10 protein-coding genes are annotated in these 12845 nt (G+C 38.9%); 7 read left to right on the top strand and 3 right to left on the bottom strand.

The annotated features are described in order from the left end of the window. The 6 genes from ACPZ3T_RS19885 to ACPZ3T_RS19860 all read left to right on the top strand — a co-directional run bounded on the left by ACPZ3T_RS19885 (position 1) and on the right by ACPZ3T_RS19860 (position 9412). The gene (locus ACPZ3T_RS19885; protein ID WP_490271184.1) at positions 1–2301 is read left to right on the top strand and encodes a PAS domain-containing hybrid sensor histidine kinase/response regulator; all 2301 of its coding nucleotides are present in this window, start codon (positions 1–3) and stop codon (positions 2299–2301) included. Positions 2302–2387: 86 nt separating this feature from the next. Beyond that, positions 2388–4268 carry an ABC transporter ATP-binding protein gene (locus ACPZ3T_RS19880; protein WP_490271183.1) on the top strand — a complete coding sequence of 627 codons (1881 nt, stop codon included), beginning with the start codon at positions 2388–2390 and terminating at the stop codon, positions 4266–4268. A 38-nt stretch (positions 4269–4306) separates the two neighbouring features. Next, entirely contained in the window at positions 4307–4912 is a 606-nt protein-coding gene (locus ACPZ3T_RS19875) for a Uma2 family endonuclease (protein WP_490271182.1), read from the top strand. 107 nt (positions 4913–5019) lie between these two features. After that, entirely contained in the window at positions 5020–7560 is a 2541-nt protein-coding gene (locus ACPZ3T_RS19870; protein ID WP_490271181.1) for a DEAD/DEAH box helicase family protein, read from the top strand. A gap of 291 nt (positions 7561–7851) precedes the next feature. Further along, positions 7852–8472, top strand: coding sequence for a Uma2 family endonuclease (locus ACPZ3T_RS19865; protein WP_490271180.1), 621 nt, complete (start codon positions 7852–7854; stop codon positions 8470–8472). Positions 8473–8584: 112 nt separating this feature from the next. Continuing rightward, complete coding sequence (locus ACPZ3T_RS19860) at positions 8585–9412, top strand: GIY-YIG nuclease family protein (RefSeq protein WP_490271179.1); 828 nt, start codon at positions 8585–8587, stop codon at positions 9410–9412. A gap of 107 nt (positions 9413–9519) precedes the next feature. Here the strand turns inward: ACPZ3T_RS19860 and ACPZ3T_RS19855 are convergent, their stop codons facing one another. From ACPZ3T_RS19855 to ACPZ3T_RS19845, 3 genes are all read right to left on the bottom strand, one after another. Next, positions 9520–9870 carry a DUF1257 domain-containing protein gene (locus tag ACPZ3T_RS19855; RefSeq protein WP_015136553.1) on the bottom strand — a complete coding sequence of 117 codons (351 nt, stop codon included), beginning with the start codon at positions 9868–9870 and terminating at the stop codon, positions 9520–9522. Positions 9871–10013: 143 nt separating this feature from the next. After that, complete coding sequence (ycf46, locus tag ACPZ3T_RS19850) at positions 10014–11525, bottom strand: stress-responsive protein Ycf46 (RefSeq protein ID WP_490271178.1); 1512 nt, start codon at positions 11523–11525, stop codon at positions 10014–10016. A 90-nt stretch (positions 11526–11615) separates the two neighbouring features. After that, complete coding sequence (locus tag ACPZ3T_RS19845) at positions 11616–11963, bottom strand: slr0373 family blue light stress response protein (protein ID WP_490271177.1); 348 nt, start codon at positions 11961–11963, stop codon at positions 11616–11618. 193 nt (positions 11964–12156) lie between these two features. Between ACPZ3T_RS19845 and ACPZ3T_RS19840 the strand changes: the two genes are divergently transcribed. Continuing rightward, positions 12157–12732, top strand: coding sequence for a hypothetical protein (locus ACPZ3T_RS19840; RefSeq protein WP_490271176.1), 576 nt, complete (start codon positions 12157–12159; stop codon positions 12730–12732). Positions 12733–12845: the final 113 nt, after the last annotated feature.

The following is a 12845-nucleotide window of genomic DNA, read 5'->3' as shown; positions in this document are numbered from 1 at the left end:
ATGGCAGATGAAATTATTCAAATCCTATTAGTAGAAGATAATCCCGGTGATGCTTTTTTAATTCAAGAGTTAATCAAAGAAGTCAACACAGTTAAGGTAAATTTACATACAGTTGAGCGATTGTCAGCAGCATTTAACTTGTTAGCCAGTGCAGCTAGTAGCAGTTTAAATCAGGTCTTTGATGTCATGTTATTAGACTTATCTTTACCTGATAGTCAAGGCATCGAGACTTTTATTCAAGCTAATAACCAAGCTAAAACAATTCCTATCATCGTCTTAACTGGTATAGATGATGAAACCTTAGCATTAAGAGCGATGCAGGAAGGCGCGCAGGATTATTTAGTTAAAGGAAAAGTAACTGGTGACTTATTGGTACGTTCTATCCGATATGCTATTGAACGCCAACGTATAGAAGATGCGCTTTGTCAAAGTGAAGAGCGATTCCGAGTAGCCTTAAAGAACTCCCCAATTTTCGTTTTTAACCAAGATAGAGACTTACGTTATACTTGGGTTTATAACCAAAGGGCTGGGTGGACAGAACAGACAATGTTGGGCAAACAAGACTGTGAAATTATGCCTCATCCAGATGCCCAAGCTCTCACTGCTATAAAGTATCATGTTTTAACTACAGGTATAGGTACTCGTGCAGAAGTATCGATTACAACCGCAAAAGGTATTCGATATTACGACTTGACCGTTGAGCCATTGCGGAATGAATCGGCAGACATTATCGGTATAACTTGCGCCAGTATTGATATTACTGAACAACAAATTGCTTTACAAGAGCGTCAGTTAGCAGAAGCCAAAATTCGGGAACAAGCCGCATTATTAGACATCTCCACCGATGCAATTTGTGTCCGTGATTTACAAAATCAAATACTGTTTTGGAATAAAGGTGCAGAAAATTTATATGGCTGGCAACCTCAAGAGGTGATGGGTAAAAATGCCAGTGAATTGTTGTTTATTGAACCCTCTTCAGAACTGGAAATGGCTCTATTACAGGTCATTTCTCAAGGTAACTGGCAAGGAGAGTTAAACAAAGTCACTAAAAATGGCAAAGAAATTGTAGTTGCTAGTCGCTGGAGTTTAGTTTGTGATCAGTATGGCAAACCTAAATCAATTCTTTCAGTTGATACAGATATTACTCAGAAAAAACATTTAGAAGCGCAATTATTGCGTACTCAACGTTTAGAAAGTATTGGCACTTTAGCTAGTGGTATTGCTCATGATCTTAACAATATTCTGACACCAATTTTAGCTGGAGCGCAATTATTACCTCTCAAATTTCCTGATGCCGATGAACGCACTCAACATTTATTGGAAATTTTAGAAATTAATGCTAAACGTGGTGCTGATTTAGTCAAGCAGGTATTATCTTTCGCCAGAGGTGTAGAAGGTAAACGTATCAATTTACAACTCAGGCACATTATTGTGGAATTGTCTAAAGTTTTGAAAGAAACATTTCCCAAATCTATCAAAATTGTCACGGATGTCTCTAAAGAATTATGGATGGTGTGTGGAGATAGTACGCAACTTCATCAAGTGATGATGAATCTTTGTGTTAATGCCCGTGATGCTATGCCTGATGGTGGAACTCTCTATATTACGGCAGAAAATCTCATCATTGATGAAAACTATGTTCGCATGAACTTAGAAGCCAAACCAGGTGCTTACATAGTGGTGGCAGTTTCAGATACAGGTATTGGGATTCCTCCAGAAAACTTAGACCGAATTTTTGAACCATTCTTTACCACTAAACCAGTCGGCCAAGGTACAGGTTTGGGACTTTCTACGTTAATTGGGATTGTCAAAAGCCACGGTGGTTTTGTAAATGTAGAAAGTGAAGTAGGGCATGGTACTACATTTAAAATTTACTTGCCAGCCGTGGGAGCTACGGAGGTATTCAGTACAGATGAATTTACGCCACCCACAGGACAGGGAGAATTGATTTTGATTGTAGATGATGAGCCGGCAATTCGGGATATAACCAAAACCTCGTTAGAAAGTCACCAATATCAAGCCTTAGTTGCTAGTGATGGGATTGAAGCGATCGCCATTTATGCCAAATATGCAGATAAAATTAGTGCTGTACTGGTAAATCTCATGCTCCCAGGCCTAGATGGTTTAACTACTATCCGTACCTTGAAAAAAATTAACCCCGATGCCAAAATTATCGCTACCAGTGGGCTAATTGCTAAAAATAAACTGGGAGAAATAGTTAACACTGGTGCTGCGACGTTTTTATCAAAGCCCTACACTATTAATGAGTTATTACTGGCTTTAAACCAAGTTATGGGCTAAACAGTCAACAGTTTTTCTCATCTCCTGGTGATTTTATCTTCAAACATCTGTTTCTAAGATTGTAAAAATTAATATAATGCTCATCTATGAGCATCTACCAAACATCATCCCAATCTTACAGAAAAAACAGTTGGCGCAACAACGACTGGCGGCTGTTTTTACGTCTAGTCCCTTACGCTCGCCGTAGCGGCAACCTACTAACCCTAGCCATATTAATGCTATTGCCCATTGCAGTAGCTAATGCTGTCCAGCCTCTATTAATTGGACAGGCTGTATCCTTAATTCGCAATGAACCCGGTGTCTACGAGTTTTTCAGCAATCGTCCCTTAGCCCAAGGGTTAAATATCCTCATCGGACTATTGCTGGCTATGATTGTAGTACGATTAGTTCTCACTGGTGTTCAAGGTTATTTCCTACAGAAGATAGGGCAGAACATCACCGCCGACATTCGTCAAGATTTATTTCATCATGTAACATCTTTAGCCGTCAGGTTTTTTGATAGTACACCTGTGGGTAAATTAGTTACCAGACTTACCAGTGATGTGGAAGTTTTGGGCGATGTATTTTCTACTGGAGCTATTGGCATCGTCTCAGATATATTTTCCATGCTGGTAATCTTGGGTTTAATGTTTTCTATCCAATGGCAACTGGCTAGTTTATTACTGGTGATGTTAATTCCCGTCACTTGGTTGACTATTTATTTTCAGAGACGATATCGCCAAGCTAATTACAAAGCACGGGAAGAATTATCCATGTTAAATTCCCAGCTACAAGAAAATATCCTGGGAATTAATGTTGTGCAGCTATTCCGGCGAGAAAAGTATAACGCTGAGTTATTTCGCACCACGAACCAACGTTACAACCAGCAAGTTGATGAAACTATTTTTTACGATTCAGCCGTTTCTGCAACTTTAGAATTAATTGGCTTAATTGCGATCGCAGGCGTGTTAGCTTTAGGTGGTTGGTTATTGTTGGGCAATAACTTGACTTTTGGGACTTTGTCTGCATTTATTCTCTATGCCCAGCGATTATTTGATCCTTTACGGGATTTTGCCGAGAAATTCACTGTCATTCAAGCTGGGTTTACGGCGATGGAACGTGTTAGCGATATTTTAGATGAACCCATTGAAATTAGCGATCGCATCAACCCCCGGCTTTCAGTTCTAGATGCCCAATTTGGTTATATTGACGAAATCATCGCTAACTTAGAATCAGAAGAAATCAAGCCGACACCCACCTTGGGAGAAATTCGTTTTGAACACGTTTGGTTTGCCTACAAAGATGATGATTATGTGATTAGAGATTTAGATTTTGTCATTCATCCCGGTGAAAAAGTCGCCTTAGTCGGGCCGACAGGTGCAGGTAAAAGTTCCATTATTCGCCTGTTGTGTCGTCTCTACGAACCCACCCAAGGACGCATTCTCGTAGATGGTGTAGATATTCGGGAGTTACCCCAAGCCGAACTACGGCGTTACATGGCAGTAATTTTACAAGAAGGTTTTTTATTTGCTGGTGATGTGAAAAGTAACATTACTTTGGGAGATTACTATACATTTGAAGAAATTCAAGCGGCAGCTGAAAAAACCAATATTGCCGAATTTATTGAACAATTACCTGCCAGTTATAACACCCAACTGCGAGAACGTGGCACAAATATATCTAGTGGACAAAAACAACTTTTAGCCTTTGCCCGTGCTGCCATTCGTAACCCAGAGATACTTGTTTTAGATGAAGCCACTGCTAGTTTAGATGTGGGGACAGAAGCTTTAGTCCAAGAAGCATTAAATGAGTTATTAGTAGCACGAACAGCAATTATTATTGCTCACCGTTTATCGACAATTCGCAATGTGGATAGAATTTTTGTCTTGAAGCGAGGCGAATTAGTAGAACAAGGTAGCCATGAAGAATTGTTAAAAACAGGGGGACTTTATTCTACACTGCATAATTTGCAAATGTTGGGGACTTAATCTTTCAGTAAAATTAAGTCAAGCATCAATGCAAAATTATGACTAAAAGCTTACCCAGCATTACCGAAATTATACCAATAGTATTGCAATTGCCAAGTGCGATCGCTATGAGTGACGAGCAATTTTATCAATTCTGTCAACTCAATCACGATTTGAGTATCGAACGCAATGCTATTGGAGAATTAATTATTATGCCCCCGACTGGTTCAGAAACCGATGAAAGCAACTTTAACTTAATTGGACAGTTATGGCTGTGGACAAAACAAGATGGTACAGGTGTAGGATTTGGTTCTAGTGGTGGGTTTACTTTACCAAATGGCGCAATACGTTCTCCCGATGCAGCTTGGATAAAACGTACACGCTGGGAAGCAATACCATTAGAATTGCGAAAGAAATTTGCACCAATTTGCCCTGAGTTTGTAATTGAATTACGTTCTGAAACTGATAATTTAAGAACCTTGCAAGACAAGATGCAAGAATATATAGATAACGGCACAGAACTGGGTTGGTTAATTGATAGAAAACAACGCCAAGTTTTTATTTATCGTCCGAATATTTCAGTTGAAATATTAGATAATCCTCAAACTATTTCTGGTGAACCCCTATTACCTGGCTTTGTTTTGGATTTAAGTCCAGTTTGGTAAAGAAGAAATTTCAAAAAATTAGAGATTGCATCATACATTATGGGCAAACTAACTTAGTGGTCAAATTTCGTATCACTAGGAAAATAGCTAAATAGGAGAATGCCATAATGTACGCATCTATCAATCTGGATAAAGTAAGAGATGGTAATTTTTCTTCCAAAACACCCTTCCAGCACCAAGTTGAAGCATTTGATGCCCTTAGTAAAACCTTTAAATTTGGCAGTGAAAAGCCGGGTAGTGGAATTTTAGTTCTACCCACAGGTGCAGGTAAGACATTTACTGCTGTTAAGTGGTTATCTGACCATGTGATTCCGAAAAATATTAAGATACTTTGGTTAGCTCCGTCATTTTACTTATTAGATCAAGCATTCGATACCTTCAAAAAAAGTGCTAGGGAGATTCCAGAATCTAAAAAAACATTAAATATTCGATGTGTTTCTAGTAATCCATCTCATGCTAATGTAGCATCGATAAAATTAACTGATGATATTGTCATTATGACAATACAAACAGCTATCAAGAATCTACATACTGATGCTGAAGACAAAACTGGTAAAAAGTTTGATACAGCTTTTAGAAAATTTATAAATTCTTGTCGCAAAGCAGGACTTTTTGTAGTAGTTGATGAAGCTCACCATGCACCAGCATATGGTTGCAGAAATTTATTAATTGGGGAAAAAGACTCTGCTTTAGGATTGCGATTATTATGCCCAGAGTTAAATCTGCTTGGTCTAACAGCGACACCAACTCATAATGATAATGCTATAAGGGGTTGGCTGTGGAAAATTTTTGAAAATAAAATTATTTATGAAGCAAAAAAAGAAAGTTTAATATTACAAGGGATTTTAGCTCAACCTCATTATATTGAAGTATCAACGGGCAAAGAATGGGAGGTTGATGATAGCCTGTATAATCGATTAGTTAAGCAACATAAAGACCTACCAGAAGACATTATTGAAAAACTTGCATCTGATCGAGATAGAAACAATTTCATAGTAGATAATTACGTAAAAAATCAGGAGAATTATGGCAAAACTATTATTTTTGCAGATCGATGGTTTCAATGCGTTTACATAAAAGATAAGCTTATTGAACAAGGTATTCGAGCCGATGCAATTTATTCACATATAGATGCTGATCCTGGTTCAGCAGAAGCACGAAATAAACGTACTCAGGATGATAATAAAAGAATTTTAACTGCATTTAAAGATGGGAAACTAGATGTTTTAATCAATGTAAGAATGTTAACAGAAGGTGCTGATGTTCCTAATGTTCAGACTGTATTTATCACTCGTCAGACAACAAGCTCTATCTTAATGACTCAAATGATTGGCAGAGCATTACGAGGCAAAAAAGTAGGAGGTAGTAGTGAGGCGAATGTTGTGTTATTTTTCGATGATTGGAAACGTTTAATTGATTGGGTTGATCCAAAAAATGGCGAAATAAAGATCATTGAAAAACCTGGAGTTAGAGGAAATTATCCACTAGAATATATATCAATTCGTCTAGTAGAAGAATTATCAAAATCAATTGAAAGTGGTGGAGAATATTTAATACAATACAAGAAAATTTGTCCAATTGGATGGTATAAAACTGAAATTGAATATGCTGACCCTGAAAATCAGTCTGACTCGATGGAAACATTTACTGAGTTTGTCATGGTATATGAACACACCAAAGACAAACTTGATACTTTTATGACATTCATTCTTTCGACAGATTTGCTAGGTGAATGGTCTAAAGAATATCTTGATGAACAATGGATGCAGCCTCAAGTTGAACAATGGCTAGATAAATACTTTGACCGTAAATATGACGATATTGGACAAAAGCTTCAGTCTGATTTAATGAAGATTGTACGCCATATCGCTCAAAATGAATCTTTACCCCCATATCATTCATTTGAAGAAAGAGAAATTTATGACTTAGATAAAATGGCAGAAAAAGTCATGAATTTTTTACCTTATCAAAAACATGAATATTTAAAGGGAGAATTTTCAAAACCTGGCACACTATGGAAGACTTTATACAAAAACTTGCGTCGATTTGAAACAGCCGTTGATGCAGCAATTATAAACATCATTTATTCTCACCGAAGTGTGGTAGATAAAATTAGTCCAGTTGAGATTAATCCTGATCAAGAAAAGAATGAGGATAGAGAATTAACTGAAGCAGAAAAAGCAGAAATTAAGAAAAGAGACGGCTATGTTTGCCTATGTTGTGGAACTAACAGATTGAAAAAATTACAAATCGACCATATTAAACCGTTTTCTATGGGTGGCAAAACAACTATAGAAAACTCACAGACATTGTGTGATATTTGCAATAGAGTTAAGGGCAATCATGAAATTAGTTTTCTGTGTAAACAAACCGAATTAAGCAGTCCTAAAAAACTTGATTTTTCACCACCATATACAGGTCAGAGTGCTACAAGAATTATTACAAGATTAGTTAATATGTTCTACCATTGCAAAGCAGTTTATAAAGTAAGTTGGGAGGTGCTTACTTACACTTACAGTATAGAATTATATCCAGGCAATAATCCTGAATGGTTGCGTAAACATCGAGCCGAACTCTTCAATTTCATTCAAAAGAAACTTAACAGTAGTGCTTATAACATTAGTGTTAATACAACTTATAAAACTTAACTCATTTTTACTCCTGAAGAAATTCAAAAGTATGTCAATCTGAACCTTATCTTCTAGGCAAACTAACCTACGACTGGGAGCAAGTGTCACAATCAATAGTTGGTGCGTGACGCTATAAGTCTCATGACTACGCTCAAATACTGTCACAGCGTCACACACCCTACGTAAAAAATATGCCCTTTGCGTAAGTCCTATAACCTAGTGGGTAAATAGTCTCACCTTAGTGGAGAAGCAGTCCGCAGTCCCCTAGATTAGAGATAATATATTCAAAGCAGTAATTCTCCAACAGCTATGACTCAAGCCATACCCAAGCCAGTAACATTTGAGGAATTTGTCGATTTGCTACCCGAAAATACTGCGGTACGCTACGAATTACATAATGGAAGCATTGTTGAGATGGCACAACCAATAGGGGAACATGAAGAAGTCAAGGGTTTTATCGCTAGAAAAGTCACGGTTGAATTTGACCGATTAAACCTGCCTTATATTATCCCCAACCAAACTATAGTAAGACCTCTGGAAAAAGATTCTGGTTATTTTCCTGATGTGTTGGTGCTAAATCGGGCAAATCTCGTCAATGAAACATTATGGAAAAAAGAATCCATCGTTAGCTTAGGTGCATCAATACCTTTGATAATTGAGGTTGTCTCAACTAACTGGCGAGACGATTACTACTTAAAATATGCTGATTATGAAGAGATGGGTATCCCTGAATACTGGATTGTAGACTATGCTGCGTTGGGTGGACGCAATTTTATTGGCAACCCCAAACAAGCAACCATCTCCGTTTGTAATTTAGTGGATGGAGAATACCAAATCAGTAAGTTTAGAGATAGCGATCGCATTATCTCCCAAACCTTCCCTGAATTGAACCTCACCCCAACTCAAATTTTTCAAGCTGGTTTGGTATAAAGAATGTTTTAAATTCGCCGAACTCTCATTTTTTGGTTCTTTCTAACTTACGTTAAATTATGGGCAAACTAACCTAGTAGTCAAATTTCATTGCTAGGTAAAAATAGAGATTATGAAGTTGAATCTCAATTATAAAACAATGCCAGTTTTACCCTATATTCAACGTAAAGAACTACCAGCAAAACCAGGTATTTACTATATAGGTAATAGCTTATCTCCAGTTATGTATGTCGGTCTTTCACGTAATTTAAAAGGTCGTCATATAAACCATCACCGCCAAGGACAGTTTGAGGGAATGGAAAATGCTGTGATACGCTACCGCATTGTCCCAGAGGATTTTTTAGCTACCATCTCAGATTTAACGGAGACTCTCAGGAAGTTAGAAAAACAAGCTATTGATCACTACAAACCACCTATCAACGATACACCTGTACCAAATCAAGCAAAATTTACAACAGTACATGGCCCAACTTATATTCAAATTCATAAAGCTAGAGAAGCAGGCTACTGTACACATTTTGAAGCACGAGATGGAGATGAACTGACAATTAACTCTAGTAGATTACCTCTAATTAGTAGAGCTATTGAAGAACAGCGTCCTATTTTCTTAATAGCATCTGGGGCTTACAAAGATTATGAAATAGCTGATTATCCTCACCTTTCTGAACTATTACCATACAAAAAAGACAGGATTTATCTTCTAATCAGTCGCTTTATCCCTTATGGATATGAGGAATCTGATTGCTTTGGTTACGATTATGTTGTGTATGGAGGAAATTCTAAAATCTTTTTCAACCCTTATATTATTCTGAATAGTAGACCAGGATTTAATGAATTTAAGAGCAGCTATTTAAAATTGGGATTTACGAATTGTGAACGTTCTCCCTTTGTCAGTGAGTTGTTACGTCTAGGTGACTTTCAACTACTTGCACCTGCCTAAAAATTGCCTGTGTTAGCTTAGAGGCTGATAAACCAGACATAAAAAAAGCGGGCTAACCGCTATAACTTGGTTAACCCGTGCAGCTTTGGGAACGCGCAGAGAAATTGTTATTGCAATACTAATTTCACATTTGCGTTTTGCAAACCGCGCTGTTTTACTTCTGCCAATGTTTTGTTAACAGCGTATTTTTGGTTGATGGAGTTGATTAACTCGGTTTGGTTGTGCTTCTTAGCAACACCCCACAAGTCAGCGATTAGGTCAAAAGAACCATCGCTGTTGCGAGACCAACCTAAGTCATATTCGCCTTCCAAAACTGCAACGATGTCGGAACGAACGCGCTGACCGTTATAACCGCGTACATCAGCTTCTGTTTTTACGCTGATACCCAGGTCGCGCAAGGAAGCTTTGAGGATTTCGGCATCGGTGATTTTGGTGCGAAGAGTGCTAAAATGAGACATTTGGGTTTCCTCCAATGAGAAGATTGAGAATTTAGGACAACGGTTTGTTTTTAGGGAGCCGCGATGATTGGGATGCGGCTATTTTTTCGTAACTGCTAGCGGGTTTGGCTAGCCTTTCCCCCTGGGTTAGCAAGGGAAAGCTTTTAGAACTCCATTCGCTGATATTCAGCAACGGAGGCTGCGGCGGGTCTGGCGCGCTGTCTTGCCCAGTCTCTCAGGGCTGTGACCTGTTCTTGCATCGTGCGAGACAGTGGCAAGGTGGCTTTGAGTGCCGCAATAATATCTAATTGGGTGAACTCCCGGTCTTGGGCAAAGGCTTCATACATTGCCGCAATTAACGCTTGTTCAATTTCTGCCCCGGAGAAGCCATCGGACATCTTGGCTAGTTGTTCTAAGTCGAAGCGGGAGATGTCTTCACGGCGTTTATTGAGGTGGATCTTGAAGATATCACATCTTTCTTCGGGTGTGGGCAGATCCACAAAGAAAATTTCATCAAAACGACCTTTCCTCAAAAATTCCCCAGGTAAACGTTCTACACGGTTGGCTGTAGCCATGACAAACACTGGAGATTTCTTCTCTTGCATCCATGTGAGGAAAGACCCAAATATTCTGCTCGATGTACCGCCATCGGAATCACCAGAACCAGCACTACCAGCAAAGGATTTATCTAATTCGTCGATAAATAGGATTGCGGGTGATATCGATTCTGCGGTTTTGAGGGCGTTACGCAGATTAGCTTCACTTCGTCCCACCATTGAGCCGTCGTAAACTCGACCCATATCTAAGCGCAGGAGTGGTAAACCCCACAACCGGGACGTTGTTTTGGCTATTAGTGATTTACCGCAACCAGGAACACCTAAAATTAACATCCCTTTGGGTTGGGGCAAACCATACTCTCTGGCTCTTTCTGTAAAAGCATTAGAGCGTTGTTTAAGCCATTTCTTTAACTCTTCTAGTCCACCTACAGCATCAATGGTTGCATCTTCTTCGATGTATTCAAGGATGCCATTGCGCCGAATGAGTTGCTTTTTCTCAGATAGAACTATATCTACTTCTTCTTCAGTCAACCGCCCTGTGGTGACTTGCGCCTTACGATACACTTTCTCAGATTCGTCTTTAGTTAAACCCAAAGCTGCTCTGAGGAGTTTTTCCCGCGCTTCCGTGGTCAACCGCCGCCCCCGATACTGGTCAAGATGTTGAGTTAAAACTTTGTTTAACTCTGACATATCAGGTAATTGAAAGTCTAAAACTACAACTTCTTTTTCCAGTTCGATGGGTACTTGCTGCATCGGAGACATCAAAATGATATTCTTTTGCATACCCTTGAAGCTAGCGATCGCATCACGCAGTGACCTTGTGGTTGCAGGAGCATCAATAAATGGATGTAAATCTTTAAGAATAAATATACCGGGTTCTTTTTGCCGGATGATCCACTCGATCGCCGCCTCTGGAGAAACGGTGTTATGTTGGGTTACACTCCGGGGTTGACCATACTCCACGATGCCATGTGTTACTGTCCAAACATACACTCGGCGTTGGGGTCTTAACGTTTGGGCGATTGTGGAAATTGCTAGCTCTGCCCGCTCTTCCTCGGAGGTCACAAGGTAGATTAGTGGGTATTGAGCTTGAATGAGAATATTGAGCTCTTCTTTCATAAATCGACCTTCTTGAGACCCTAGTACAGTAAAGACATCGTTTTGTTGATGACAACAACCAAAATTATGAATTACTTATCTAATTCCTATCTAGCAAGGAACTAATTCTTCCTCACCCTTGGGATGGGTTTCTGCTTGTGCCATTTCATCAAGGGAAAGATGATCTTGGCCAATTACGCCTGGCTGACTTCCTAAACCAACTAATTCCCCATCTTTTAACACCACTGAACTTTCACAATTGGGACACGAATAAACTTTGTGTGTCCTACCGTAAGCCGAAGCTTCGATCTCTTCAACTATGTCTGAGTTTGTTAGGTAGAAAAAAATGGCACGCTCGGCAAGTTCTGACATTCGCTCAGATTCGATTGCTGACCGAATCTTCAGCTTTTTGTGCAGTTCTGGCGATAAATACAACGTAACCTTTTGCTTAGTTTGCATATCACTTTTTAGTGGTCTTACCCGGGTATGTATATTACGTTATCGACTAGCCTCTCTGTTGTCAAGACAGTAAAACGTTTTGACGGCTATTTTGTTACTTTTGTTTACAATTGTGCTTTGTTTGTTACAAAGATTATCGCCAAAGAAAGTTATCTAAGCGACTAAACTATTATTACCCTCAAAGTAGAGACAAATGACTAAATTTATCTCGGAAATACTTGATATACAAATACTAGCTACTTTTAAAAAAGGTAGAATCTTCTCTATTTTTGCAGTAAAAATCCTGAGATTAATGCAAATATTTTATACTAAAATTACGTGTATTAGTGCAGTAGTTGCTTTGTTATTAATTCTGAGTGGATGTTTGACCTCTACCTTAAATGTCACAGATATCACATGGAAAACTTACAAAAATTCCCGCTATGGCTTTGAGTTTCCCTATCCCAGCAACTGGAAAACTCTAGCAACGCCGACAAACACAGATGGTATTGCTTTAGTCTCACCAAAAAACAACTCAGTAGAAATTCGAGCTTGGGGGAGTAATCAGATACTAGAACCCATAACCCCAGAAAAGCCTAATTTTCAGACTAATCAAGGCTTAAGTGGCATTTTCAGGGTAGAAGTGGGCAATGCCGTTAGTTCCATGACGTTGACACTCACACAAAATCAAGTGAAATATAACTGGCAAGGACGAAGCCCGTCTCAAGAATTTGCAGATTACTATCCCTTGTTTTATTACATAGCCCAACAGTATCGGGTTTCTCGGTGAGTTTTAACCAGTAGTGATCAGTTAAATCCTTAACGAAACACCACACCAATTGGTAAAAGGCGTTAGTGGCGGGTCTAAACCTACGCCGATACACCGTCAGGACTGATAACTGT

The organism is Aliinostoc maniaoense (assembly GCF_058172895.1).
This window is presented reverse-complemented; position numbering and strand designations above follow the sequence as displayed.